This window comes from Nocardia terpenica (genome assembly GCF_013186535.1).
GTDB classification, from domain to species: Bacteria; Actinomycetota; Actinomycetes; order Mycobacteriales; family Mycobacteriaceae; genus Nocardia; species Nocardia terpenica.
Genome location: NZ_JABMCZ010000001.1, coordinates 1,417,763 through 1,442,792 on the forward strand (window position 1 = coordinate 1,417,763; position 25,030 = coordinate 1,442,792).

The 25,030-nt window shown below is 70.0% G+C and carries 22 protein-coding genes and 1 pseudogene; 12 read left to right on the forward strand and 11 right to left on the reverse strand.

Features of this window, described 5'->3' with window-relative positions; translation table 11 throughout:
• Nucleotides 1–229: 229 nt before the first annotated feature.
• Complete coding sequence (locus HPY32_RS46070) at nucleotides 230–1,627, forward strand: lipase family protein (protein WP_067592466.1); 1,398 nt, start codon at nucleotides 230–232, stop codon at nucleotides 1,625–1,627.
• A gap of 10 nt (nucleotides 1,628–1,637) precedes the next feature.
• On the opposite strand, the gene HPY32_RS06710 is transcribed toward HPY32_RS46070, so the two are convergent.
• Complete coding sequence (locus HPY32_RS06710; RefSeq protein WP_156674631.1) at nucleotides 1,638–2,099, reverse strand: hypothetical protein; 462 nt, start codon at nucleotides 2,097–2,099, stop codon at nucleotides 1,638–1,640.
• 104 nt (nucleotides 2,100–2,203) lie between these two features.
• On the opposite strand from HPY32_RS06710, the gene HPY32_RS06715 reads away from it, so the two are divergent.
• Entirely contained in the window at nucleotides 2,204–2,845 is a 642-nt protein-coding gene (locus HPY32_RS06715; protein ID WP_067596144.1) for a LysE family translocator, read from the forward strand.
• A gap of 7 nt (nucleotides 2,846–2,852) precedes the next feature.
• Here the strand turns inward: HPY32_RS06715 and HPY32_RS06720 are convergent, their stop codons facing one another.
• A complete protein-coding gene (locus tag HPY32_RS06720) occupies nucleotides 2,853–4,469 on the reverse strand; it encodes an amidohydrolase (RefSeq protein WP_067592461.1) in 1,617 nt (538 codons plus the stop codon).
• Between the two features lie 37 nt (nucleotides 4,470–4,506).
• A complete protein-coding gene (locus tag HPY32_RS06725; protein ID WP_067592459.1) occupies nucleotides 4,507–5,046 on the reverse strand; it encodes a winged helix-turn-helix transcriptional regulator in 540 nt (179 codons plus the stop codon).
• Between the two features lie 94 nt (nucleotides 5,047–5,140).
• Between HPY32_RS06725 and HPY32_RS06730 the strand changes: the two genes are divergently transcribed.
• The 5 genes from HPY32_RS06730 to HPY32_RS06750 all read left to right on the forward strand — a co-directional run bounded on the left by HPY32_RS06730 (nucleotide 5,141) and on the right by HPY32_RS06750 (nucleotide 14,193).
• Nucleotides 5,141–6,535 carry an MFS transporter gene (locus tag HPY32_RS06730; protein ID WP_067592457.1) on the forward strand — a complete coding sequence of 465 codons (1,395 nt, stop codon included), beginning with the start codon at nucleotides 5,141–5,143 and terminating at the stop codon, nucleotides 6,533–6,535.
• 426 nt (nucleotides 6,536–6,961) lie between these two features.
• Nucleotides 6,962–8,773 carry a hypothetical protein gene (locus HPY32_RS06735; protein ID WP_156674630.1) on the forward strand — a complete coding sequence of 604 codons (1,812 nt, stop codon included), beginning with the start codon at nucleotides 6,962–6,964 and terminating at the stop codon, nucleotides 8,771–8,773.
• Nucleotides 8,767–11,577, forward strand: a complete 2,811-nt coding sequence (locus HPY32_RS06740) for an ATP-binding protein (RefSeq protein ID WP_067592455.1) — start codon at nucleotides 8,767–8,769, stop codon at nucleotides 11,575–11,577. Before HPY32_RS06735 ends, HPY32_RS06740 begins: the two co-directional genes overlap by 7 nt.
• Nucleotides 11,574–13,193, forward strand: a complete 1,620-nt coding sequence (locus tag HPY32_RS06745; protein ID WP_067592453.1) for a hypothetical protein — start codon at nucleotides 11,574–11,576, stop codon at nucleotides 13,191–13,193. The genes HPY32_RS06740 and HPY32_RS06745 overlap by 4 nt, the downstream gene beginning before the upstream one ends.
• Entirely contained in the window at nucleotides 13,186–14,193 is a 1,008-nt protein-coding gene (locus HPY32_RS06750) for a nucleoside hydrolase (protein WP_067592451.1), read from the forward strand. Before HPY32_RS06745 ends, HPY32_RS06750 begins: the two co-directional genes overlap by 8 nt.
• Here the strand turns inward: HPY32_RS06750 and HPY32_RS45595 are convergent.
• Entirely contained in the window at nucleotides 14,187–14,309 is a 123-nt protein-coding gene (locus tag HPY32_RS45595) for a hypothetical protein (protein ID WP_269456522.1), read from the reverse strand. The two genes, HPY32_RS06750 and HPY32_RS45595, sit on opposite strands and share 7 nt — an antisense overlap.
• A 172-nt stretch (nucleotides 14,310–14,481) precedes the next feature.
• Between HPY32_RS45595 and HPY32_RS06755 the strand changes: the two genes are divergently transcribed.
• Nucleotides 14,482–15,474, forward strand: coding sequence for a hypothetical protein (locus HPY32_RS06755; protein ID WP_067592449.1), 993 nt, complete (start codon nucleotides 14,482–14,484; stop codon nucleotides 15,472–15,474).
• Here the strand turns inward: HPY32_RS06755 and HPY32_RS46490 are convergent.
• The 3 genes and pseudogenes from HPY32_RS46490 to HPY32_RS46075 form a co-directional block, all read right to left on the reverse strand.
• Complete coding sequence (locus HPY32_RS46490) at nucleotides 15,454–17,343, reverse strand: glutaminase domain-containing protein (protein ID WP_331713398.1); 1,890 nt, start codon at nucleotides 17,341–17,343, stop codon at nucleotides 15,454–15,456. The two genes, HPY32_RS06755 and HPY32_RS46490, sit on opposite strands and share 21 nt — an antisense overlap.
• Nucleotides 17,320–17,493: pseudogene (locus HPY32_RS46495) on the reverse strand (DUF4964 domain-containing protein); the annotation flags it as partial. The gene HPY32_RS46490 and the pseudogene HPY32_RS46495, both read right to left, overlap by 24 nt.
• A 30-nt stretch (nucleotides 17,494–17,523) precedes the next feature.
• On the reverse strand, nucleotides 17,524–18,372 hold the full coding sequence (locus tag HPY32_RS46075) for a toprim domain-containing protein (RefSeq protein ID WP_067592444.1): 849 nt from the start codon (nucleotides 18,370–18,372) through the stop codon (nucleotides 17,524–17,526).
• Nucleotides 18,373–18,561: 189 nt separating this feature from the next.
• Here HPY32_RS46075 and HPY32_RS06770 point away from each other — a divergent pair, with 189 nt between their 5' ends.
• Nucleotides 18,562–19,158, forward strand: coding sequence for a GNAT family N-acetyltransferase (locus HPY32_RS06770; RefSeq protein WP_067592442.1), 597 nt, complete (start codon nucleotides 18,562–18,564; stop codon nucleotides 19,156–19,158).
• On the opposite strand, the gene HPY32_RS06775 is transcribed toward HPY32_RS06770, so the two are convergent.
• Nucleotides 19,121–20,062 (reverse strand): EamA family transporter, encoded by a 942-nt coding sequence (locus HPY32_RS06775; RefSeq protein ID WP_067592441.1) that lies wholly within the window; start codon nucleotides 20,060–20,062, stop codon nucleotides 19,121–19,123. The genes HPY32_RS06770 and HPY32_RS06775 overlap by 38 nt on opposite strands.
• A gap of 38 nt (nucleotides 20,063–20,100) precedes the next feature.
• Here HPY32_RS06775 and HPY32_RS06780 point away from each other — a divergent pair, with 38 nt between their 5' ends.
• Nucleotides 20,101–20,631, forward strand: a complete 531-nt coding sequence (locus HPY32_RS06780; protein ID WP_067592440.1) for a CGNR zinc finger domain-containing protein — start codon at nucleotides 20,101–20,103, stop codon at nucleotides 20,629–20,631.
• Between the two features lie 7 nt (nucleotides 20,632–20,638).
• Here the strand turns inward: HPY32_RS06780 and HPY32_RS06785 are convergent, their stop codons facing one another.
• Nucleotides 20,639–21,226, reverse strand: a complete 588-nt coding sequence (locus HPY32_RS06785; protein WP_067596142.1) for a TetR/AcrR family transcriptional regulator — start codon at nucleotides 21,224–21,226, stop codon at nucleotides 20,639–20,641.
• 68 nt (nucleotides 21,227–21,294) lie between these two features.
• On the opposite strand from HPY32_RS06785, the gene HPY32_RS06790 reads away from it, so the two are divergent.
• Together HPY32_RS06790 and HPY32_RS06795 are read left to right on the forward strand one after the other, a co-directional pair.
• Complete coding sequence (locus HPY32_RS06790; RefSeq protein ID WP_067592439.1) at nucleotides 21,295–22,131, forward strand: alpha/beta fold hydrolase; 837 nt, start codon at nucleotides 21,295–21,297, stop codon at nucleotides 22,129–22,131.
• Between the two features lie 107 nt (nucleotides 22,132–22,238).
• On the forward strand, nucleotides 22,239–23,423 hold the full coding sequence (locus HPY32_RS06795) for a MarP family serine protease (RefSeq protein WP_067596141.1): 1,185 nt from the start codon (nucleotides 22,239–22,241) through the stop codon (nucleotides 23,421–23,423).
• A 3-nt stretch (nucleotides 23,424–23,426) separates the two neighbouring features.
• Here HPY32_RS06795 and HPY32_RS06800 read toward each other — a convergent pair whose 3' ends face one another.
• Together HPY32_RS06800 and HPY32_RS06805 are read right to left on the reverse strand one after the other, a co-directional pair.
• Nucleotides 23,427–23,972 carry a hypothetical protein gene (locus tag HPY32_RS06800; RefSeq protein ID WP_067592438.1) on the reverse strand — a complete coding sequence of 182 codons (546 nt, stop codon included), beginning with the start codon at nucleotides 23,970–23,972 and terminating at the stop codon, nucleotides 23,427–23,429.
• A gap of 70 nt (nucleotides 23,973–24,042) precedes the next feature.
• Entirely contained in the window at nucleotides 24,043–25,002 is a 960-nt protein-coding gene (locus HPY32_RS06805; RefSeq protein WP_082871653.1) for an SUKH-4 family immunity protein, read from the reverse strand.
• Nucleotides 25,003–25,030 lie beyond the last annotated feature (28 nt).

Consider the following 25,030-nt stretch of genomic DNA (forward strand, 5'->3'; position numbering starts at 1 on the left):
CCACCGCGAGCACCACCACCGCGACGGACATCGGACGGCGACTCACCGTGCGCCGACGCCGAACTCCTGGCCGCCGCTCACGCCGTTCTCCCGCACACCGACACTCGATAAATCCGCTGAATTGTCCGGTTCCCGGGGTATCTTGCGGGAAGGTGTTCGCCGGATTACCCGTTCGATCCAGGCCCTGCACGATCCGCTTTTCGGGTGCCAACTCACAGATGGGTGTGTCGTGAAACGTGTACGGAGTATCGCGGTCGCGATCGCGCTGGGGTGTTCGTTGGCGCTGGGGCACATACCTGCCGGGGCGGACAGCGATCTGCCCGCCGATGCGGATCACGGGCCGACCAGTTTTCAGAAGTGGATCGACGACCATATTCCCGCGCCCGGGTCGGTGCTGCGCAAGACCGGGCCCGCTCCGCAGACGCCCGAATCGACGTTGTCGCCGGATACGGCGACGCTGTGGAAAGCGATTCAATCCGGTCCGACCGGTGATCCCTTCTTCGACGTCCGGCCCGAGAATCTCGAGCGGTACGCGCCCGGCGACATCATCGAATCGCGCGACATCACCTGGCCCGCGGTGCCGATGGTGCTCACCTCGGTGCTGACGCCGTTTCAGCGGGCGATTCTCATGAAATTCCGGTCCACGAATTCGGCGGGCGAGCCCTCGGTCGGCACCGCGACGCTGTTGCTGCCCTTCACCCGGTGGACCGGGCCCGGAGACCGCCCGGTGGTCCTGAACGCGACGCCGATCAATGCACTCAACCGGCGCTGCACCCCCGGTTACCTGCTGTCGCACGGGTACAGCCTCGACGGCGTCAACGGCAACGACTTCGTCCCCTCGCCGAGCATGTGGGCGGCGATTCAGAATTACGCGGTGGTGATCCCGGACCACGAGGGCCCGATGATGGCCTATGCCGAGCCGACCGTGGCCGGTCACCTGATGCTCGACACCGTGCGCGCGGTCCGCAAACTGATGCCGGATCAGTTCGGCGAGAGCCGTTTCGGCATGACCGGCTATTCCGGCGGCGCCATCGCCACCTATGGCGCCGCGATGCTCACCGATGAATACGCTCCGGAATTGGCCCCCTATCTCGCCGGGGCCGCCATGGGCGGTCTGGCCACCGACTATCGAGCCTTCGCCGACACCTTCGACGGGACCTATGCCTCGGGGCTCCTGCTGAGCGTCACCCTCGCGACGGCGCGCGAACATCCCGAAATACTCGAGCACATGAATCATCTGGCGCAGTGGGCGGCGACCTCACCGATCAAGGAGGTGTGTAGCTCGACCACGGCGACGCTCGGAGTGTTCGGTATCCCCTTCGAGGCGCTGGCGAACATGCACGACCCGCTGCACACCGAATTCGCCGAAATGATGTTCCGGAGACTGAGTTTGAAGGGCAAGAAGGCCGGTATGCCGATCTACATCTACAACGGCATCCACGACCCGTGGATGCCCGCCGCGAATGCCAGGAAACTCTACGAGGAACAGTGCGCGCTCGGCGTCTCGGCCACGGTCAGCATCGTCGGCGGTGAGCACCTGCTGGGCTACCTGAACGGCTATCTCGGCTCCACGCACTGGCTGGGCGAGCGGCTGTCCGGAGACCCGGCGCCGCACAACTGCAAGTAGGCCGATCGCCTCAGCTCTCGGCCTGTTGCCGCTTGCGCGCCTCGAGCATGCGTCGATCCTCCTCCTCGCACTCCTGCAGCAGCGCCCGGTGTTCCGCGACATCCTCGGCGGTCACCGGTTTATGGGTCAGCTTGGCGGTCATCGACACCAGGGCGGTGCCGTCGTCGTCCTGCAGGAGCACCGACACCACGCCGACGGGTTCGGGCGCGGGCCGACCCTCCACGTGCGCGTCCAGAATGGCGTCCCGAGAGCGCTCCAGCGCGTCGTAACACGCCTGCTCGAAAAACGCACTGCCGACCTCGAAGTGGTTGTCCGCGACGTCCCCCGTCCACGGATGCTCGTCGTCCAGGCTCATCCTGCCCTGGTCCACCACCCTGTCGTCACGCCGTATCTCCCAGCGGTACTCCGCGTCCCGCTCGTTCGACACCTGGGACGCTCCGGCCGCACTCGAGTCGCTGCTGTTCGTAGGCACAACCACGATTGTTCCCCAATCTCGGTCCGCCCGTGGCCGAGTACGCGGTGCCACCGCGCGAAATTCGCTCGCCGCGCGGGGATCGCCGTGGCAGCATCGCGAGGATGCCGCACTGGGTGTCCGTCCTTCCCCAATTCCTGCCTGCCTGTTTGATTCTCGCCGTGCTGCCCGGCCCGGCGACGGCATTGTTTCTACAGCGGTCGGTGCGCGACGGGCGGGCCGCCGGACTGGCGGCGGTGGCGGGGAACGAGATCGGCATATTCGGGTGGACGCTGGCGGGCGGGGCGGGATTGTCGGCCCTGCTGGTGGCCAATCGGATGCTCTACACCGGGGTGCACGTCGTCGGTGCGGTGGTACTGATCTGGCTCGGGGTGCAGGCGTGGCGCGGGGCGCGGCGCGACGAGGGTTTCGGTGCGGCCATGATGAAGGCGCTACCGGCGGGCCATACCCCGGCGGCGGCGTTCCGCGCCTCGTTGATCTCGATTGCCGCCAATCCGAAGGCGGCGGTCTTCGGGCTGACGATCCTGCCCCAGTTCCTGCCGAGCGCCGGGCCGGTGCTGCCCACCGTCCTGATTCTGGCCGCGATCCAGCTCGTCGTGGACACCGCCTGGTGCGTCGGCATTGTGCTGGCCGCCGACCGGGCCGGAAACTGGCTGCGGCGCACGGGCATCCGTCAGCGGATCGAGCGTGCTCTCGCCGCCGTCCTGATCGCCCTCGGCTTCGGGCTGGCCGCCGACGCCCGGTGACGGGGGTTCACTCGCGGGCCCAGACCGGTGTGCCGCCGACCCAGGTCTGCACCACCGATGTCGTCCCGACCCGATCCGGATGGTCGACGATATCGGTGTCGAGCACGGTGAAATCGGCGAGCATTCCCGGCGCCAGCCTGCCCTTGAGATGCGATTCGCCGGTGGCGGCCGCCGACCCGACCGTGTAGATCGCCAGCGCCTCCCGCACCGAGATGCGGTGTTCGGGGCCGAGGACCGTGCCGTCGGCCGCCGACGCGCGGGTGAGCAGGGATTCGATGGCCGCCAGCGGTTCCGCCGGAGTGGTCGGATAATCCGAGGATCCGGCGACGGTGATCCCCGCGTCGAGAAAGGCGCGGTGCGGCAGGATGCCGGTGGCGCGCTCGGCGCCGTAGTACCTGACCAGCTGCGGGGCGTGCTGGCGAATTCCCCCGCTGAACGGGACCGGGGTGACGTCGGCGGCGCGAATCCGGTGCAGCAGTTCGGCATCCACCATGCTGCAATGCTCGATGCGGTGATTGATCCGATTGCCCGGATTGCCCGCGCGGGCCGCCTCGATGGCGTCCAGCACCTCCGACACCGCCCGATCACCATTGGCGTGCACGCAGATGCGGCTGCCCGAATCGTGCACGCGCCGCACCAGATCCGCGAACTCCGCCCGATCGACGAGCCGAATCCCGTTGTCCGCGCCGGTACCCGCCGCATACGGGTGGCGGCACAGGCAGGTCCCGCCGAACAATCCGCCGTCGTACATGGCCTTCACACCGACGAACCGCAGCCGCTCGTCCCCGAAACCCGAACGCAGGCCCAGCTGTTCGGCCGAGTCGAAGTAGGTGTTCCACAGCAGCATGCCCACCCGCGGGGTCAATGTCGCTGCGCTGCGGGCGATCTCGTAGACCCGCCAGACCTGCGGGGTCACGATCGCATCGGTGTAGGAGGTGATGCCGACCGAATGCAGGTATTCGTTCTCCGCCAGCAGCGCACCGGCCAACTGCTCGTCGTCCAGCTCCGGAATCCATGGTGTGCGACCGGTTCCCGAGAAGTACGGATTCAGGAACGCCTGTTCGAACAGCCACCCGTCCAGCCGCCCCGCGTGGTCGCGCCCGAACTCGCCGCCGACCGGATCGGCCGTGTCGTCATCGATACCCAGCAGCCGTAGCGCCGCCGAATTCACCACCGCCGTATGCCAGTTGAACAGCACCACGGCAATGGGTTTCGTCACCGAGATCCGGTCGAGCAGGTCGCGGGTCAGCCGCGGGTCCGCGCCGGGCATCCGCTGGGGGTGATATCCCGCCGCGAAGATCCACTCCCCGTCGGCCACCGTCGCGGCACGCTGCGCGATACGGGTGGTCAACGCGTCCACGTCGGCCGTGGTCGCGGGCGAGACATCCAGGCGCAGACGGGTTTCCGCCGTCACCGACGGATGACAGTGCGCGTCGTTGAACCCGGGCACGATGTGGTGCCCGCCGAGATCGACGATCCGGGCGGCCGCGAATCGATCGCGCAGGTCGGCGAGCGACCCGACCGCGAGAATGCGATCGCCGATCAGCGCCATGGCCTCCGCGTCGGGGCCGTCGAGAGTGGTGATGCGCGCCGCGGTGACGAGCAGCGGCTGGCGTTCGATCATTGAATGATCCTGTCCGATAACCCGGTTCGACGAAAGGCTATTTCGTCGTGCCGCGGGCGTGTGCGCGGGTGTCCAGCGGCTCGAGCAGCCGGTGCGGGGTGCGCATCGCGATCGACACCGCATCGGTGCGGCCCGGACGCATGCCGGGGCCGGGGTGCACCTCCAGTTCCTCCGGACCCGGGCTGTACCGGCAGGGCGCGCAGTATCCGGCTGCGTCGACCCGGGTGCCGCACTCGGCGTGAAAGAACAGCCGCTGCGCCGAGGGCGGGTCGGTCTGGTGCTCGCCCCACCGCATGAGCGCGTACAGCGCGGGCCACAGCGACCGCCCGCGCTCGGTCAGCACGTAGTCGTCGTGGCCGCCGCTGCGCTCCCGGACCAGGATGCCCTGCTCGATCAGCATGGAAAGCCGCTGGGTGAGAACGGCTTTCGAGATATCGAGGTGATCGGCGAAGTCGGTGAACCGGCGCACGCCGTAGAAGGCGTCGCGCAGGATCAGCATCGTCCAGCGCTCACCGACCGCCTCCAGCGCGCGGGCCAGCGAGCAGTTCTGTTTCGGATAGCGGACTCCGAGTGCCATGGCCACCAGTCTACGCACACTTGGTCTGTTGACCGAACCTGACGGTCGCGCTTAGAGTCGAACGGTTCTATCACCAGACCAAAGGAGCCTGCCGATGGGAACGCAGCAGACGCGTACCCTCGCCGTCGCCGCCGCCGGAACGCTGCTGACGCTGGTCGCGTTCACCGCCACGCTGGCCACGATCAACCCGACGGCGGTGGACCTCGCGGCCGATACCGCCGGGCGCACCTGGATTCTCAGCTCGATGAGCATCGGCCTGGGCGCGGTGCTGCTGTCGGCGGGCACCCTCGCCGACGACCACGGGCGGCGGCGCGTGTTCGTCGCCGGGGCCATCGTGCTGGCCGCCGCCTCGGTGGTGGCCGCGCTCGCACCGGGGGTGCTGCCGTTCGTGCTCGCCCGCGTCGCGCAGGGGGTGGGTGGCGCGGCGCTCATCGCGTCCTCCCTCGGCCTGATCGCGCACGCGTTCCCGGTCGGTCCCGCCCGCGCCACCGCCAGCGGGGTGTGGGGCGCGGCGGTCGGCGGCGGAATCGCGCTGGGGCCCTTGCTCGGTGCCGGATCCGATCGTGTCGTGGACTGGCGGGCCGCGCACTGGGTGATCGCGGGCGGCGCGCTGATCCTGGCCGTCGCCGCGCATCGGCTGGTCGCCGAATCGCGGGCCGAGCACGGCCGCGCCCTCGACATTCCCGGTACGGTGCTGCTCGCGGCGGGGATGAGCACGCTGCTGGCGGCCCTGATCCTCGGCCGGTCGGGGTGGACGCGGCCGGTGGTCGTCGCCTTGGCGATCGTGGCCGCGGTGCTGCTGGCGGCGTTCGTGCTCGTCGAGCTGCGCAGCCGGTCGGCCATGCTGGACCTTCGCCTGTTCGCCGCGCCCGCGTTCCTGGCCGCGACCGCCGCGGCGTTCGCGACCGGCGCCGGAGTCATCGCGCTCATGTCGTATCTGCTCGGTTTCGCCGTGACGGCACTGGGCTTTTCGACGCTCGGCTCGGCCTGGCTGATGTTCGGCTGGTCGGCGACCAGCATGGTCACCGCGTTGATCGCGCGCCGCATCCGGGTCTCGGGCCGGATGCAGCTGGCGATCGGGCTGGCGGCGGTCGGGCTGGGGCAGCTGAGCCTGCTGGGCATCGACGGCGGCGCCGGGTGGCCGCGGTTGCTGCCGTGCCTCATCGCGACCGGCGTGGTCAGCGGGGTCGTGAATGCCGCGCTCGGCCGCGAGGCGGTCGCGAGCGTGCCCGCCGGGCGCGGCAGCCTGGGCAGCGGCGCCAACAACACCGCCCGCTACGTGGGTTCGGCCATCGGCGTCACCGTCGTCGCCGTGCTCGCGGCCCGGCCCGCCGGTGCCGCCGAGGCCGAGCTGCTGGCCGGGTGGAACCATGCCACGATCGTCACCGCGCTGGTGTCGTTCGCCGGTGCGCTGCTGGTGCTCGCCTGCCGCCCGCGGCGGGTGCCCGACCCGGCCCCCGCCGCGGTGCCGGTCGAAACCGCCTCGTAACGAACGGGATTCGCCGGGCCGGTGCGCGGGACGCCGGTTCGGCTCCCGCCCGGTTCGAATTCACGGCCGCCGGAACCGATTTCGAGGACCGGTCGGATTCGGCGTGTGCTTTCCGATATTCGTTCCGTCGAACACGCACCTGCAATTGCACCTGAGAAATTATCGGACCGGCCGGAGTGTCGCGGAAATAGCAAATATCCGGCGCTGCTCGATGACGACCGTAAGAAATGCATTTCGAAGATCGAAACAGGACTCGCTGCTAACCATTCGTAACCACGGGCCGTGCCGCCGCTGGCACGGGGGTGGACGGTCGGTCCAATCATTTTCGGAAAATCTTGGGTCACGATCCCGCAATACGATTGCGAATGTCTCGTATTCTGTATTTCTCAGGTTCGGTAGTGCCACGTCCAATAATTGGGGTGTGTCGTGGATCAGTTACCGGTGTGGGAATGCCGTGATCTAGCGGCGCGATTACTGGCGTCACGTCAGCGGTGGGGATGGGAGTTCGTTGTCCCCGACCCTCCGGTGCCGAGCCCGCTGCGCGATCATGCCCCGCGATGGGTCGAGGTGCCGCCACCCGAGCCGGTCGCGCGCGACCGGCGGCGGATGCGCAGCATTCCGGTCGTGCTGAGCGTCGGCGTGGTCGTCGCGGCGTGGGGATGCGTGTTGGCCGCGGCGTGGGGGCTGATGTTCTGGCCCGCGGTCGGCGGCGGCGTGCTGACCATTCCGGTCGCATGGTCGCTGCTGGTCGCGGCCCGGTATTCGGCCTCGCGCCGCCTGCACGAACAATGGCGCGCGGGGGAGTGGGCGCGGTTCCAGCGGGCGCTGGCGGACTGGAATGCCCGTGTCGCCGAACATGATCGCCACGAACAGGAGCGGGTGTCGTCGACGCTGCTGTGGCACCCGCTGCATCCCGAACCGGGGTCCCGGCGGGTCAACGTATTCGGCGGCACCGCCGACGGGTGGGCGAGTCTGCTTGCCACACTGGGCCTTTCGATACTGTCGGAGGACTCGGGCCTGCTGGTGCTCGACTTCACCGAGCGGGCCGTGGCGGCGGATCTCGCCATGCTGGCCCGCACGGTCGGATTCCCCGTCGCCCTCGACCGCCTCCCCGGCGACGGCATCGGCGGCCTGGACGACCTGTCCGCCGCCGAATCCGGCGAACTGCTGGCCGAGGCGCTGATCAGCGCGCGGGGCGCGCAGGCCGACGCGGCGCGGGCGCGGGCGGTGGATGCCGAGCTGATCGCGGCGGTGATCGCGGAACTGACCCCGCCGCACACGTTCGACCGCATCGCCGCCGGGTTGGCCGTGGTCTTGCGCACTCTCGACGTCGAGGCGCAGACCCTGCTGTCCGCCGACGAGGTCCGCCGCCTGAATCCGTTGCGGGACATGGTCGGAGCCTCCGCATTCGCCGTCGAGGAACTGCGCTTCGCCGCCGCCGCGCTCCGCTTGCTGGCACACCCCCGGCACGACGCGACACCACCGCCGGGGTCGTGGTGGCCCCGCGGCGGGTTGCGCGTGCTGGCCACCACCGATGCCCATGCGCGGCGCAAGGACCTGCTGGACCGATGGGTGTTCTTCCGGGTCCTGCACGCCATCCGATCCGCCGCCACCGGGGTGGGCGCGGTGGCGCTCGCGGGCGCCGATCGCTTCGGCATGGCCGAGCTGGAGGCGCTGGCCCACCATGCCGCCCGTCTGGGGGTCCGATTGATTCTGTTGTTCGAGCATCTGCGCGGGGAACAGGCGCAGCTGCTCGGTGGTGCGGCGAGCGCCGGACTGCTGATGCAGCTGGGGCCCGCGGCGGAGGCGGGGGCCGCCGCGGATTTCGTCGGTCGCGGTTACCGTTTCGTGCTGTCCCAGCTGACCGAGCAGGTCGGCCGCGGCTTCACCGACGGCACGTCCGACACCACCGGCGATTCGGTGACCGCGACCAGCACCGACAACTACTCGCCCAGTTCCGCGGGCCGATCCGATTCCCGATCGCGCGCGGTGACCTGGTCGCAGACCAGCAGCTGGTCGCGGTCGAGCTCCACCTCGACCTCGCACACCTGGGCCCGGGCCTACGAATACGCGGTGGAGCCCACCACCTTTCAGTCGCTGCCGCCGACCGCGTTCATCCTGGTGGAAACGACCCCGCGCGGGCGGCGGGTGGTGGCCGGGGACTGCAATCCCGGGATCGCGCTGCTGGACCGGGTGGCGACGCGTCCCCGCGGTGATTCCGAGGTCGTAACATGTTGAACGGCTTCGGTTTTCACCAGGTGCTCAGCACGCCCACTCCACCCGTGAACGGCGACCGGACGGGCGGCCCGGGCGAGGGCGGCACGCGGGCGGCGCTGTTCGCCGCCCTCGCCGCCGCCCACGCCGAACTGTCCGCCGCCGGGCCGGGCGCGGGCCTGGCGGTCGCCTGGGACCGGCTGGGCCACGGGCGGCGGGTGCGGGTCCTGATCGGGGGTACGCCGCGATTCCCCGCCGTGACCGTCTCCGGCGAATCGCCCGTGGCGGTGATGTATCCGCCGGGAACCATTGCCCGCCAGGTCGATTCGGCGTCGGTGCGGGAGCAGTGGCGGCGGCTGCCCGCTTGGACGCGGTGCACCGGCCGCGCGGACGCGCTGTGGCTGCCGCAGCGGCCGACCGTCGACGGACGATCGCGGCGCGGCGGATTCGAGGACTATGTCGCGCATCTGCCCGACCGGTTCGTCTGGCTGATCCTGGCCTTCCCGGTGCCGGTGCCGCAGGTCGACGACGAACTCGCCGACCTGGAGGTGCGGCTGCCGCGGCTGCGGACCCGGGAGGATTCCGAGCCCGCCCGGATCGCGGTGCAGCGCGGGGAATCCCGCTACCGGGAGCTGTCTCGCGCCCGGGCCGCCGGACTGTGGCACGTGCACGTCCTGGTCGGTGCGGCCGACCCCGCCGCGGCCCTGCGCGCGGCCGGATTGCTGTGCAGCGCCGCCGATCTGGACGAACTGCCGTATGTGCTGACCCCGCAGCCGATCTCGGGCGGCGCCGAGCAGATCTGGTCCGCGCCGGTCACGGGCCGCGACGACGGTGACCGGTCGCCGTTCGTGGCCGACGCGGAACTGCTGGCGGCACTGGCCCGCCCACCGCGGCGCGAGCTGCCCGGGATACGCACGGTGGAGGCGGTCGGGTTCGATCTGACGCCCGAACGCGAGGGCGAGATCGATGTCGGCGCGGTGCTCGACGACGGCGACCGGCCGGTGGACCGGTTCACCGTCACCCGCGCCACCCTCAACCGGCACGGATTCGTCACCGGCGCAACCGGATCGGGGAAATCGCAAACCGTGCGGCACCTGCTCGAGGGGTTGGGCGCGATTGCGGTGCCGTGGCTGGTGATCGAGCCCGCCAAGGCCGAATACGCGGCCATGGCCGGTCGGACGGGCGCGCCCGTCACCGTGATCCGTCCCGGCGACCCCGCCGCCGTCCCCGCGGGCATCAACCCGCTCGAGCCCGAGCCGGGATTCCCGATTCAGACCCACATCGACCTGATCCGCGCCCTGTTCCTGGCCGCGTTCGATGCCGTCGACCCGTTCCCCCAGGTACTTTCGCACGCCCTCACCCGCTGCTACACCGACCTGGGCTGGGACACCGTCACCGGCGACGCCCGGCGGCCCGGTCGCCCGCCGCGCTATCCGCGCCTGAGCGACCTGCAGGCCACCGCGCTCGCGGTGGTCGACACCATCGGCTACGGGCGCGAGATCACCGACAATGTCCGCGGTTTCATCGATGTGCGGCTGGGCGCCCTGCGGCTCGGCACCCCCGGCCGGTTCTTCGAGGGCGGCTACCGGCTCGACATGGCCGCGCTGCTGCGCCGGAACACGGTCATCGAGATCGAGGACATCGGCAGCGACTCGGACAAGGCGTTCCTCATCGGCGCGGTCCTGATCCGGGTCGCCGAACACCTACGCGCCCACCGCGATCGGGACGAGGCCGAGCTGGCCCACGTCACCGTGCTCGAGGAGGCGCACCGCCTGCTGCGCCGCGCCGAACCCGGCACCGCGGTGGCGTACGCGGTGGAGCTGTTCGCCGCGCTGCTGGCGGAGATCCGCGCCTACGGCGAGGGAATCCTTGTCGCCGAACAGATCCCGAGCAAGATCACCGCCGATGTCGTCAAGAACACCGCGCTGAAGATCGTGCATCGCCTGCCCGCGACCGAGGATCGCGAACTCGTCGGCGCCACCATGAATCTCGATGCCGCGCAGTCGCGGCACGTCGTGTCCCTGCCGCCGGGCCGGGCGGTGGTCTTCGCCGACGGCATGGATCGGCCCATCCGCATCGAGGTCCCGCTCGGCCGGGCGCGCGAGGCACGGCGGCCGACGCCGCTGCCGCCGCTGTCGCCGAGCCCGGCCCGCCCGCCGCTGGCGCTGCGGGACCTGCATCGCGCGCACCGGTTCGCCGAGGACCCGCGCCTGCTGCTGTGGATCGAACTGCTGCTGCTGGCGCACCTCGTCGGCCGCCCGGCCGCGCGCCCGGACCCGGCATGGCTCGCGGAAGCGGAGGACGCGGCGACGCCGCTGCTGTTCGCCGAGGCCGTCGACCACCTGATCGCGACCGCGGTCGATCGCCGATACATCGGCCTGAGCGCCTATTTCCCGCCCGACGAATTCGCCGACCACCTGCGCGCCGCCGCGGCCGAGCCGTGCTCCGGCGCCGAAACACACTGGCAGGCAGGACGATACCGATGGATCGACGTCGAACAGGCGCTGCGCGCGCCGGGCCTGCCGCCGGACCGCCCGCACCCCGACACCGAGCGGTGGGCGCGGCGCGGGCTGCACCTGCCCGCCACCACTCTCGCCGAGCAGATCGACACGCTGCACGCCCATCCGGACAACTTCGCCGACCGCCGCATCGTCACCGGCCCCACCCCGAACCTGCTGGCGGCGACCATCGCTCGGCGCAGCCGCGCCGACTCACCCGAACGCCGCCTCCGCCACGCCACCACCCACCTGCGCGATCTGGGCCGCTGGCCCCTCGCCCTGCTCGGCGAGGACGACAGCGCCGCGCCACCGACCGGGAGCGACCCGTGAGAATCGACAGCCATCCACCGCCCGAGCCCGCCGACCGGTCCGACCTCCCCGCCGAACCGGACCGTCCCGCCGCCGAGAACCACCAATGGCGCACGGACACCGAACGATTACTGCGGATCGACAGCGAAACCGCTGCCGACCAAGTCATTTCCGATGCCCCGGATACCGACAGCGCGCGTCTGGTGGACGTGGACCCCGCGCCGGATCGGTCGTCGGCCGCGCCGGTGACCGGTGACCGATCCGAAGACCCAGCAGGGGACCCTGACCACGCCCCGATCGTAACGTCCGGCGAGAGCGTCTCTGCCGCAACCAATTCCATCGAATCGCCCGCACCTCCCGACACCGCCGCCACCGTCGAGCGCACCGAGGTGACCGATGCCGCCGAGCGCCGAGACCTGGTCACCGACGCCGTCGCCACCCACTACGGCGTCGACAGCGACGAGGGGAGAGCCGCCATCGGGAAAGCCTACGACACGGTGCGGGAGCATCTGGCCCCGCTGATCGTGCACGCCACCGCCTCGATTCTCGAGGACTGCAAACAGATCGCCGCCGAACGTCCCGACACCCGGGTGGTATTCCTGGGGCGCGACGCCCACACCATGGCCCTCGCCGCCCGGGAACTCGACCCGGAGTTCTTCGAGGAGCACTGCACCGAGATGACCATCTCCCGATCCCTGGCCGACGCGGTGGTCCAGGACGTGGAAGCGCACAGCGACAAGACCTTCGACGAGCTCGAGACCTCCTTCCGCACCGCCCGCGACGGCGTCGACCCCGATGCGGTCCCCGGCGCCCGCGCGCAGATGACGCAGTACATGGAGTTGCGCGGCGTGCCCGTCGGCACCCCCGGTACCCCGATCGTGTTCGTGGACACCAGCTTCCGCGGCACCGTGCAGGAGTTGATCCAAGCCGCCTACCCGAACACCCGGTGCGAGGGCCACTACCTGATCTTCGGCGAGGCCGAGCGAGATCCGCACCCGCACACCAAGACCGGGCATCTGCTGCACCAATCCGCCGATGGCACAGTGGTTTCCCACGATCCCGCCGTGCCCGCCGAGCTGGCGCCGCAGCTGTCGGACAAGGACACCGTGCTGGCCATCGAGCAGACCCTGCGCGGGCCGTGGTCGAAGGCCGAGCGGTTCGGCTCCGGCGCGATCCCCGAGCAGCATCTGGAATCGCCCCCGCTCGATCAGATCGCCCCGCCGCGCGTGGCGCCCGAATACCAGGGCGCCACCGTGCGGCTCGCGGTCATGGACGCCAATCAGCACGCGGTCGCCGACTGCGCCCGCGACTACGCCGGGCGCGCCGAGGCCGGGCAGGACATCGGCGGCGAACTCGCCGCAAAGACCGAAGCGGGGCTGCGGCAGGTGCGATCATGGGCCACACGGTCGTCCGGCACCGACACGGAGCTGGCGGGGCTGCTCGATTCCTTCGTCCGCCGCAGCGACAAACACATTGTCGCCCAGCTGCATGCGGCCCTGGGCGATCGCGGCATGTCACCCACCGATATCGCCGATGCCTGGCAGGAGTTCGACAAGCTCGGCTCAATGGACGAAAAGCAAGCCTTCGCCAACACCTACGACCACACCACCGAGAGCACAGGAGACGAGCATGGGTGACATCGACGCCGGCGACCCCAGGGAAACGCCGCAGTCGGCCTGGGGGTCGTTACTGGGTTTCGCCGACCGCTACGCCGATCTCGGCTACCGATCCCTGGCCGAGCAGCTGCGCGCGGGCGGGCCGCCGCCGCCCTCCGTGCAGGGCACCCCGATCATCGTCGACTCCGATATCGGCGGCGACCCGGACGACGCCATCGCGGTCACCTGCGCCGCACGCAATCTGCCCGAGGTGGCGCTGATCCTCACCGCGGACGAACATCGCGGCCGCCGTGCCCGTTTCGCCCGCCACCTGCTCGACCTGATCGAGCGGCCCGACCTGCCCGTCGTCTCCGGCGCCGACCTCGGCAACACCCGCTATCACGCCGTCGACGGCCTGATCCCCGACACCGTCGCCGAGCAGCCCACCGACATCGTGGCCGCGGTGCGCGCGGTCTGCGCGGGCACCGAGGGGCCGGTGCGCTGGGTCGGCCTGGGACCGCTGAGCAATCTCGCCCACGTGCTGCGGTCCGCCCCGGAGCTCAACGCGCGGTTGGTCGTCACCCAGATGGGCGGCGCCATCCACTACCGCCGCCCGGACCGGGCCGAGCACAACTTCCGGCTCGATCCCGACGCCGCCCGGTATGTGGTGGCGACCGCGCGCGAGCTGCTGCTGGTGCTGTCGGACACCACGTTCACCGACGAGATCGCCATCGACTCCGGCACCGACATCTATCGCGCCCTGGCCGCCGACGCCGCCCCCGCCTGGGCCGCGGTGCTGCGCGCCCACCTGGACCAGTGGTTCGCCCGCTTCTATCCGGCCAGCCTGCAACACGATCCGCTGACCCTCACCGCCGCGCTGCAACTGCCGTTCATCGACTTCACCCGCCGTCGCATCAGCCTCGGCCCGGACGCCCGGATGACCGTGGCCGGAGACGATTCCGAGGGCCACCCCACCTGGATCACCACCGGCGCGGACTATCCCGCGTTCCGGGCGTGGCTGAGCAAACAGATCCACTACTGACCATCCCGCCGGTCGCGGGCGCACCACACCAGCACACCGAGCGCGGCGACCACGATCCCCACTGCCGCGACCATCACCCAGTCGAGCGGTGATTCGTTCCTGCGATGTCGTCCCATCGTCGTCGAACGCTCCTTCCTGGTCTCGAATCGCTATGTCCACCAACGCATATAGGGGTTCCACACCGCCACCTCGACGCTACAAGCAACACCTCGTTAAAACGGACCAGATTTTGGCCATCTGCGGCAAACCGGGTTGTTGTTTTCCGAGCGAGCGGAAAAATGCGGGGACATGACGAACTCCGCGCTGGAATCCGCTCTGGGAAGCTTCGGACGCCGGGTACGACGTCTGACCCCGGATACCATGCTCGTCGCCGACGAGTTGCTGATCGCGCTCGCCGGCCCGGAAGCCATCCACCAGCCCACCGATCGAGCTCACCTGGCCGAATGGGTCGTCGAGCAGCTGCACCATCTGATCGCCGCGCTCTCCGACGACATCGACCGCCGCATCGCCGAGGCCGTCCTCGCCACCCGCCCCGAGTTCTACGGCAAGGGCATCGGACAGGCCCGCGCCTATCTGCGCAGCCATCACGAGAGCTATGTCGACAGCGCCTACAAGCGGCGGCGCTCGGTGGTGATCGCGCAGCTGGCCGCGAGTCTCGACAAGGCATACCAGCTCAAGTGCGCGCCCCGCGTCTTCCTGTCCGGCCGTTACACCAGCGAGGACACCGGGCGCCCGATCGCCGACGCCCTCGGGGCCGCCCTGGCCACCCTGCCGATCACCCTCATCTGCGGTGGTTCACGCGTGGGAGCGCACACCGCCTACGCGATGGCCCGTGCCCTGCGCGCGGACGGCACCTATTCGCCCGACCGCACCACCCTGTACGTGCGCACCGAATCGACCCGGATCGCGCCGATCTATCAGCCGCTCGGTCATGTCATCCACGTCGACACCTGCCGCACCGAGACGCGGCGCACCATGCTTCGTAATGCGCAGCTGTGCCTGGTTTTCGGCGGCGGTGACTTCGGCGATGCCGACGGCAACGGCACCGCGGAGGAAACCGATCTCGCCCGCGAGCGCGGCATACCGATCGTCCCGCTCGCCACCACCGGCGGTGTCGCCCAACAACTCTGGCTGACTCACCGCGCCGACGCCCACCGCCACCTACCGGGCCCCCGCGTCGCCGACTACGACGATCTCGACCACCGTGACCCGGCCGTCGCCATCACCGCCGCACTGCACCTGGTCACCCATCACCTCGCGCTACCCGCGGTCCTCGCCTGAGGAGGGTCGATCGGCGAGGGTGAGCAGCGCGAAGAAGCCTCCGACCACCGGGCGGGCGGCGAATCCGACCCGGCCGCCGGAGACCGTGTCGTACCAGTCGGTGAGCGGCACCCGGTCGCCGGTGGTGTCGGCGAATCGAAAGACGCGCTGGATCAGCAGGTCTCGGGCATCCGGTTCGTCGGTGAGGAAGGCCGCGGTCCACAGTTCCCAGTCGGCCTTGGTGTAGGTGTGGCGGTTGTCCAGGGGGACCCCGGCGTCGTTCGCCCGCGCGACATACCAGGCCGCCTCCTGCGTGATCACCTGGCGCGGAACGAGATTCAGGCCGAGCGCACGGTCGGCGTAGCCGTTGTACTTCAGGCTCCAGGTGCCGGGGTCGTCGTAGGCGAGCTGGAGGTGGGGTCCGGTCGGGTCCTGAGATCTGGTGGCCCACTGGGTGATGTAGTCGCGGGCGAGGGAGTCGTAGCGGGTTCGGTCCTCGGTATTGCCGACGGCCCGGGCGATCAGGCTCATCGCGCCGAGGCCGAGGATGCCCTTGAGCGCGAGGTTGCTGCAGTGCGCGATCGGCCCGGCGAAGTCGTCGGTCTGATTCTGCAGGCCCGGGTCCAGCGCATTGGGCACCAGGTACTCGGCCCAGCCGCGCAGGACCGGGTAGTACTCGGTGAGCAGCGCCGTGGTCTGGTCGGCGGGCAGGCGTCCGATCAGGGCGGCGGACATGATCAGCAGATTGGCCGATTCCTCGACCGGCATGTTCTCCCCGCCACCGTCGTTGTGCCCGGTCGCATTCGGGTAGCTCGCGCCGAGATCGTGGGGCGCGAAGGGCTGCGGCCAGTGACCGGCCCGCACGTAGTCGAGCAGCGGATCCAGCAGCAGCCGAAGGTAATTCGGCCCGAGGTAGAGGAAGACGGGGGAGGCGGGATAGATGACGTCGACCGTCGATACATTGCCGTCGCTGGAGATCTCCTTCAGCATGGCCCAGGGCGCGCCGTCGCGGTCGACGAGTTCGGTGCCGCCGATCGCCTGGCGCAGCGCCAGCGCACAGAGCGCCGCGTACTGCTCGGCGGTGGGTGTACCTGCGCCGCAGATGTTTTCGGCGTCGGAGGTGAGGCGGGCGTCGAGGCCGCTCGCTTCGTCCAGGGCGGCGGCGTAATCGGCGCGGAACCAGGTCAGCATGTCGGGCCAGTCGGACCAGTACGTCCGCCACCACGGGTCCAGTGGGGTGCCGAGCGAGGAGATCGCGGGCGTGCGGACATGGCCGATGGTCACGACCATGGCCGGGCTCGGTGTCCCCGGTGTCAGGGTGCCGAGGTCGCGGGCGAACGCGAAAACCGGCCAGCGGTCATTGATTCCGCGCGGGCCGGGCTCCGCGGTATCGGGCAGCGGACCCGCCGCACCGGCCGCGCGGGCGACGGTGTCCTCGGCGATCTGCCAGGTGAGTTGCGGGTCGGCGTCGGTGGCGAAGACGACCGTCCCCCACGATGCCTGGTCCGCCGATTCGGCGAGGACGGTCGGGGTGGTCGGTGCGAAGCTCAGCGCGAACTGCGAGCCGACCTCTTGTGCGGCCCAGTCGATGTTCCGATTCCGGTCGCCGTGCGCCCATTCCCCCGAAATATCCAGGTAGACAGCGACATTGTGGGAGTTGCCGTCGGTGCTGGCCGCGGTCACCGTGATGTAGGACATCGGCACGCTCTGCCGTTGCAGATCGTTCGGGGAGACCGGGGAGAAGAAGGTCACGGTCAATTCGATGCCGCCGCCGTCGAAGCGGTAGATCGACCGGGTGGCGGTGACCGTCAGCGAAACCTGGTGCAGGGCAGGAAGAGCGGGCGAGCCGGGAGCCCCGGCGAAGAGCGAGGCGACGCCGTCGATGCGCACGATCCCGGTGATCGCGGTGGTCTGACCCGCCCAGAATGTCGGCCACTGTCCCGCCAGCGCGTCACCGGCCAGCCAGGTGGACAGGTACGGCGAGCGCACGACCAGGGGAGTGGCGGGCGGACGAATAGGCATGGCGCTCACCTCCGATAGTGCGTGCGCGTGTCGCCGCGATTTGGCGAACTATGGCACAACGCGGTCGGCAACATGCGGGAATTCGGGCGAATAATGGTCGTCCAGAATCGGAACCGGCTCCAGTTCTTCGACTTGATGGCCCGCATTGAAATGATCGGTGAGATCCTTCCCGTCGCTGGCCTGGACGATGCGGGTCGCGCCGACGAGCCCGCGCAGGCTCCGGGCGACCTCGGCCGCGTGCCGGTACCCCGGGGCATCGCGATCGGCGACGATCCAGACCCGCCGCGCCCCGCGCAACCACCGCGCGTGATCGGCATGCCAGCCCAGCGCCCCGCCCGCATTGGTGGTGGCGACCAGCCCCGCCCGGCACGCCACGAGCACATCCTGTTCCCCCTCGCAGACGTAGATATCCGCACCGTCGCGGACCGCGGGAACCACCTCGGGCAACCGGAACGGTATCCGCGCGAATCCCCCTTCGCGCCAACCGTTCTCGGTCATCCGCTCCTGCCAGAAGTGCTTCTCGTGCCCGTTGCGATGCGGGATGTGCACGCGCACCACCTTCCCCTCCCGCCGCCCGTCCGGCCACCGATAGACATAGGTGGCGACCACCCGCGCGGGCCCGACGGCCCGGCCCAGCTCGGCCTTGTGCCGAACCAGCGGCAGCCCCGCCGCCAACAGCGCCCGATCGACAAGCGACAGCCGCGCCCCTCCCCGCCGCGGCCCGTCCCCCCGAACCCCCATCGGCCCGTCGAACAAATCCCGCACCCGCAACCCGAGCCGTTCCAACACCGCCTCGTCCGAACACCCCGCGAAACACCGAACCACGGTCTTCCGCTTCCCCACGTTGTAGATCACCCCCAGCGAGGGATGATGCCGCCGCCCATCCCCCTCATGCACCGGACACAAATACCGAACCCAGTCCCCACTGACCCGCCCGGGCCCCGAAACCCGGTCCAACGCCCCAATGATCTTGTCCCAGGATCGATTGCCACCCATACCGGACACTTCCTCTCACTTCCGGTGTACCACGTGCCCTCTTCGCCGACCTGAGTTGCCGACCGCCCCCTTTACGGTCACCATCCCGGTATGGACCTGGAGATACGGCCCGCGCTTGCGCCGGGGGTCGGGCCGCCGGAGCGGATCGATCTGGGCGATGTGCTGATCCGCCGCTGGCGGCCGGGGGATCTGGTGCCGCGGTTCGAGGCGCTGACGGCGTCGTTCGCCCATATTCATCCCTGGATGGATTGGCTGTCCGAGCCGACCACGCTGGAGCGGCAGCGGGTGTTCGGCGAGGCGGTGGCCGCGAGCTGGCCCAGCGTGGACCGGGGCTTCAACTACGGGATCTTCGGGGGCGAGGGCGTGGTGCTCGGGGCGGTGGGCCTGCACGATCGGCTCGGACCGCCCGCGGTGGAGATCGGCTACTGGTGCCACGTCGCCCACACCGGCCGCGGCGTGATGACCCGCAGCGTGGCCGCCCTGACCCGCGCGGCCTTCACCCTGCCCGGCGTCGGCCGGGTCGAAATCCATTGCGACGCCGCCAATGTGCGCAGCGCGGCGATCGCGCGGCGGCTCGGCTACCGCCTGCACCGGATCCGGCCGCGCGAGAAACGCGCCCCCGCCGAATCCGGCCGCGAAATGTGCTGGGTCAAGGAGCGTCCGGCCGCTCGCCCGTTCGGACGGTGACGACTCCGACGAGAATCAGTGCGCCACCGACGAATTGGATGGGGCGCGGGGTCTGGGCGAGCAGCACCCACGCATAGACGATCGCGGCCACCACCTCGAGGAGCGCGGCGAAGGAGGCCAGCCGGGAGCCGAGCAGCCGCGTGGCGGCGATCCCGGAGGCATACGCGAGCGCGGCGGTGACCACGCCCAGGGCCAGCAGCGGCAGCCACCACGGCGCGGTGCAGTCGGCGAACACGGCCGGGCCGGTCCCCGCGTGCAGGGGAGCGATACCGGCCGCCCCGGCGAGCAGGAGGACCACACCGCCCAGCAGCAGCCCGCCGGTCGCCAGCACCGTGCCGGGCAGGCCGTCGGAATTGCGCGCCGACAGCACGAAATACACTGCCGCGCCGAACATCGCGGCCAGCGCCCACGCCGCCCCCACCCAGCTCGCCCCGACCCCGGACCGCAGATCCAGCACCAGAACCAGCCCGAGGACCCCCAGCACCGCGCCGAGAACCGTTGCGCGGCCGGGCTTCTGCCCGTGCCGCGCCCACAGCCACCCGATCACCACGATCGGGGCGGTGTACTCGATCAGCAGCGCCGCGCCGACGGCCATGTGCGCGACCGCGTAGAAGTAGGCCAGCTGGGTACCCGCCACCGCGATCAGCCCGTACGCCACGATCAGTCCGGCCTTGCGGCGCAACAGCTCCCAGTCGCCGCGCAGCTGCCGCAGCGCGATCGGCAGCAGCGCGACCCCGCCCACCAGCACCCGCACCGCCACGACGGCCGCGGGACTCCAGCCCGCGTCCATCATTCCGCGCGCCAGCGCCCCGGACAGCCCGAAGGACGATGCCGACAACAGTGCGAGGAACAGGCCGGTCCGCAGACGGTTCACCACCGGCGCGTCATGAGTCATCGCCGCCATGACTCATGACGGTAGGAAGCCGCGCGTAATATGTCAATATGCCTTTTGCCCATGACACGGTGGCCTCGCTGGCCGCGGCCGTCGACCTGGTCAATTCGGCGGACGAGCCGGATACCCTGACCGAGATCGCGCACCTCGACGAGTTCTTCGTCCGGCATCGCTACTCGGGCACGCGGACCCACGACGAGGCCGAGCTGGCGGCCGTCCGCGCCCTGCGCGCCCCGCTGCGCCGACTGCTGACCAGCGACCGGGACACCGCCGTCCGGCTCGTGAACGACACCCTCGCCACGTATCACGCGGTGCCGCAACTGGTTCGGCACGACGAGCTCGACTATCACATCCACGCCGTGCCGCGCGACGCCCCGCTGCCGGTCCGGATCGCCGTGGAAACCGCCATGGCCATGGTCGACCTCATTCGCGAGGACGAGCTGAGCCGATTGGCCGTCTGCGCCGACGACAACTGCGCGGGAATCGTTCTCGACCTGTCCCGCAATCGTTCCCGGCGCTACTGCAGCATCGCCTGCGGCAATCGCAATGCCGTGGCGGCCTATCGCGCCCGCCGTCGGTGAAAATCGGTCAGGCGGAGGCGTTCTCGGTGAGCAGGGCGTCGACGTAAGGGGCCAGGCTCCGGCCCGCCGCGTGCAGCGGTTCGGGCGACCGCAGCGTCCGGGCGAGCATGAACGCGCCCTCCAGCGCGCCGACCATCGCGATGATGAGCTCCCGGGCCGAGTCGGTCCGTAGCCCGCGCCCCGCGAGGTAGGCGGTGCCCTGCGCCACCCAGTCGGCGATCACCTCGGCGGCGACCTCCCGCAGCGCCGGTTCGCTGTCGGCGACCTCGCCCGCGACCGTGCCGACCGGGCACATGTTCATCCAGCCGGACCGTTCCATGTCGGCCGCCGCCGCGGCGAAGGCCGCGGGCACCGCCGCGCGCAGGTCCTCGTGCGGATCCAGCAGCAGCGGCAGCAGTTGGATGTAGGCGGCCCCGCTGGTGCGCAGCGCCTCCGCCGCGATCTGCTGCTTGCCCTCGGGAAAGTGGTGATACAGCGAGCCGATCGGCGCACCGGCCGCCGCCGTCAGCTGTTTCACGCTGGTCGCGCCGTAGCCCTGGCGGCGCATGAGCTCGGCCGCGGCCGTCACGATCCGCTCCCGCGTACCGGTTGACATCTTCTCCGCCATCCCTCCACACTAGAGCAAGCGCTCTAGAGCGACTGTTCTAGCGAAGGGGTGAGTCCATGCCTGTCGTCGATACCGCCGCCGGTCCCGTCCACTACGCCGAGCAGGGCGACGGCCCGCCGGTGGTGCTGCTGCACGGGCTGCTGATGGACCACACCCAGTGGGATTCCGTCATGGGCCTGCTGCCCAGCGGATTCCGCTACCTGCGTCCGGTGCTGCCGCTCGGCGCGCATCCCGAACCGATGCGGCCCGACGCCGATCTCGGCATGCGCGGCCTCAACCGGATGGTGGCCGATTTCCTTGCCGCCCTGGGCCTTCGGGACGTCACGCTGGTGCACAGCGACTGGGGCGGGGCGCTGTTCCTGACCGCCTACGGGCTCGACGAGCGGGTGGCCCGGCTGATCGCGTTGCCGTGCGAGGCATTCGACAACTTCCCGCCCGGACTGCCCGGCAAGATGGCCGTATTCGGCCTGCGGGTGCCCGGCGCGCTGCCGATCGTCCTGCGCCAGTTGCGGATCGGGTGGCTGCGACGGCTACCGCCGCTGTTCGGCCTGATGGCCCGCTACCCGCTGCCGGACGAACTGGTGCGCGGCTGGACCGCGCCGGGGCTGCGCGATCCCCGCATCGGCCGGGATGTGCGCAAATACGGTACGTCACTGCCACCCAAGGCCGAGCTGATCGCGAATACCGAAGCGCTGCGGCGCTTTCCGGGCGACGCGCTGGTGCTGTGGTCGTCGGCGGGCAAGGTCATGCCCCGCGAGCACGGCCGCCGACTGGCCGACCTGCTGCCCGCGGGCCGCCTCGTCGAGATCGACGACGCCTACGTGCTGTCCATGCTCGACCAGCCCGAGGCCGTGGCGAAGGCGATGACGGACTTCCTCGTCGGAGAACGCTGAACAATTGCCGGAGGGGATAGCCATCGGTAGGTTGGTCGGGGCACGATGGTGGGGCCGGTTTTCGAGCGGCCGTGCGCCTTTCGGCGCACCCGATGTGGGGAGTTTCGTTGACGCTGTCGAATTGGTTCGACCTCGTCGTGCTGCTGGCGATGGTGGTCGCGGGAGTGCTCGGATGGCGACGCGGTGCGATCGTCGCCGTGCTCGGTTTTCTGGGCGTGGTCGGCGGCGCGTTCGTCGGGACCGTCCTCGCCGCGGTCCTGCTGCCGCACCTGCCCGCGGGCACGGTGCGCCTGACGACCGTGCTGGCCGTGATCGTCGGCGTCGTGGCCATCGGGCAGGCGATCGGCGACCGGCTCGGCCAACGGCTGCGCGAGACGGTGCACGGGCCGCGCGCGCTGCGGGTGGACGCGGTGGCGGGCGGTTTCGGGCAGGCGCTGGCCGTGCCGCTCACCGTCTGGCTGCTGGCCGCCCCGCTGGCGGCGCCCGCCCAGTCGATTCTGGCGTCCACACTGGATCATTCGCGCGTGGTCCGGACCGTCGGCGACACCGTGCCCTACTGGTTGGCGAGCCTGCCCACCAACCTCGCCGGTCCGCTGCGCGACTCCGGGCTGATGTCGGCGGACGGCTGGTCGATGCCGGGATTGTCCACGGCCCCACCGGATACGGCCCTGCTCGGCAGTCCCGTACCCAGGGAGCTCCAGCGCAGCGTGCTCCGCATCAGGAGCATTGCCAGCGCGTGTGGGCTGGTGGAGACCGGATCCGGTTTCGTCTTCGCGCCCGAACGGGTGCTGACGAATGCGCATGTCGTCGCGGGCGGGACGAGCGTCTCGGTCGACACCCCCAACGGTCCGCTGAAAGCCGATGTGGTGGTGTTCGATCCGTCGAACGACCTCGCTGTGCTGCACATCGCCGGTCTCACCGCACCCGCGCTCACGCCCGCGCCGCGCGCCCTCGACACGGGGGCCGCGGCCTTCGCGCTCGGCTATCCGGGCGGCGGACGGTATGCCGCCGCGGTCGCCCGCATCCGCAGCCGCACGGTGGGACAGGTGCCCGACGCCTATCGCGCCGCCATGTCGGAACGGCAGCTGTACACGATTTCCAGCCTGATTCAGGAGGGCAACTCCGGCGGGCCGCTCATCGACACCGAGGGCCGGGTGCTCGGCATCGTCTTCGGCAGCGACCCGGACGACGAGCGCATCGGCTATGTCATGAATCTGCAACAGGCATTCGACCGTCTCGGCACCGCGGTGCAATCGAATCAGCCGGTGCCGAACGGACATTGCTCGCGCTAGGGCCTATTCAGAGATGGTGAGGGTGCCCTGGGTGGTCGCGTTTTGCAGGCCCGGGCAGGATTCCTTTTCCTTCTTCGTCAGGGTGTCCTTGTCTGTGGCGGTGTCGCCCGCGAAGTCGTTTCCGGCCCCGATGGTGAGTGTGAACTCACCGGTTCCATTACCCTTGGACTTGCCCTGCTTCACCGCCTTCTGCTCGAACGTGGTGGTGGATCCATCCGACCAGAACATCACGCCGTTGCCCTCGTGGCTCTCGACATCGTCACACGACGCGAGTTCGGTGCCGCCCGCGATGGATTCCTCCGGGTAAACCGGGGGTGTGGATTTGTCCGGCCGCACGCAGTTGGCGTAGTGCTTTTCGTTCTTCCACCTTACCTGGGCCTTGCTGTCGGTTATCCCGTTGAGCCAGGTGACGGTGCCCGTCTCGTCGCACGTCATGACAACGGTGTCGGGCCTGGCCGCCGCGGGCGCCCCCGGCGCACCGAACGAGGCGGCCCCGGCCAGCGCGCAGGCGAGAATCGCGCCGCCACGTCCGCGGTACTGAGTACGCAATCTGTTCCTTTCGATCCGGTGAATGCGACGCAGATGTCGATTCCGACAATGCATTCGTTGCCGACCTCGGTCACGGATTGGTCCGCGGATACACCTGGCGACCACCGGGAGACCGACCCACCCGCCTGGCCTCCCAATAGTCTTCGACCACCACCCGAGCATCCCGGCTCGGATACACGGTGATCGCCCCCGTCCCCGTATCGATCACCAGGCTGACGTGCGCCAGGCCCGCCCCCTCCATCTCCTGGACCAGCCAGCCGATTCCGAAGGGGTAGAGGCGGTATCGCCTCTCATCCGTTTTCCCGGCCCGCTGCGGCTCCTCCATTTTCCCGGCACGCTTTTGGCCGGGACCGAAGAACCACCCCAGATAACTCTCAACCTGAGCCCTCGTCTCCAACACCGGCCGAACCGAAACCGCGCACCACTCACCCCACCATCGGGCGAGATCGGAACCATCTACCCGCACGTCCGGCACTCCGCCCATATTGACGTGCACGCGAATCCCCGCATGCGGGCACACCTGTTCGAGCACATCCAGGCCCGAAACCTCGCGCAGGAGAGCCGGATCCACCCCCGCGGGCACTTTCCCCGGCGAGGTGAACACGTGCAGAACCCGTCTACCACCCTCCGGCCGAAGCGGCCAAACACGCTGTACCAGCGCATCATCCGGCGTCTGCACCACCAGAACCACACTCCGGCCGAATGTTTCGACGAACCGCCCGATCGGATCGAACCCCGAATTCACCCGCCACAGCACCCACTCGACCTCGTTGGTCAACTCCGCACCGGCGTAGCGGGCGGTGGGCACGAACTCCGGATTCAACCAGAATGCGGCGAACCCGCCCGCCGCATCGGCCAGCCGCCCCCCGATCACAGTGGCCCGCGCCAATTCCCGCCGATCGACCGTCGGATCCACGAAATACAGCCATCGCCCCGGATGCGCCCTCGCCCACTCCCGATCCCGCGCCGTCGGCTCGGGCAGCACCCGCTCCGGCGGGCACGGGTGATCGAAGATCCCGAGCGCCCCCATCACCGGGCGATACCGCCGCTACCAGGCC

Coding starts and splice junctions, on each gene's coding strand:
- HPY32_RS06775 (WP_067592441.1), bottom strand. CDS start 20,062: ATGGCGGCGATGACTCATGACGCGCCGGTGGTGAACCGTCTGCGGACC.
- HPY32_RS45595 (WP_269456522.1), bottom strand. CDS start 14,309: ATGGGACGACATCGCAGGAACGAATCACCGCTCGACTGGGTGATGGTC.
- HPY32_RS06740 (WP_067592455.1), top strand. CDS start 8,767: ATGTTGAACGGCTTCGGTTTTCACCAGGTGCTCAGCACGCCCACTCCA.
- HPY32_RS06780 (WP_067592440.1), top strand. CDS start 20,101: ATGCCTTTTGCCCATGACACGGTGGCCTCGCTGGCCGCGGCCGTCGAC.
- HPY32_RS06785 (WP_067596142.1), bottom strand. CDS start 21,226: ATGTCAACCGGTACGCGGGAGCGGATCGTGACGGCCGCGGCCGAGCTC.
- HPY32_RS06770 (WP_067592442.1), top strand. CDS start 18,562: ATGGACCTGGAGATACGGCCCGCGCTTGCGCCGGGGGTCGGGCCGCCG.
- HPY32_RS06805 (WP_082871653.1), bottom strand. CDS start 25,002: ATGGGGGCGCTCGGGATCTTCGATCACCCGTGCCCGCCGGAGCGGGTG.
- HPY32_RS06730 (WP_067592457.1), top strand. CDS start 5,141: ATGGGAACGCAGCAGACGCGTACCCTCGCCGTCGCCGCCGCCGGAACG.
- HPY32_RS06715 (WP_067596144.1), top strand. CDS start 2,204: ATGCCGCACTGGGTGTCCGTCCTTCCCCAATTCCTGCCTGCCTGTTTG.
- HPY32_RS06755 (WP_067592449.1), top strand. CDS start 14,482: ATGACGAACTCCGCGCTGGAATCCGCTCTGGGAAGCTTCGGACGCCGG.
- HPY32_RS06720 (WP_067592461.1), bottom strand. CDS start 4,469: ATGATCGAACGCCAGCCGCTGCTCGTCACCGCGGCGCGCATCACCACT.
- HPY32_RS06725 (WP_067592459.1), bottom strand. CDS start 5,046: ATGGCACTCGGAGTCCGCTATCCGAAACAGAACTGCTCGCTGGCCCGC.
- HPY32_RS06790 (WP_067592439.1), top strand. CDS start 21,295: ATGCCTGTCGTCGATACCGCCGCCGGTCCCGTCCACTACGCCGAGCAG.
- HPY32_RS06750 (WP_067592451.1), top strand. CDS start 13,186: ATGGGTGACATCGACGCCGGCGACCCCAGGGAAACGCCGCAGTCGGCC.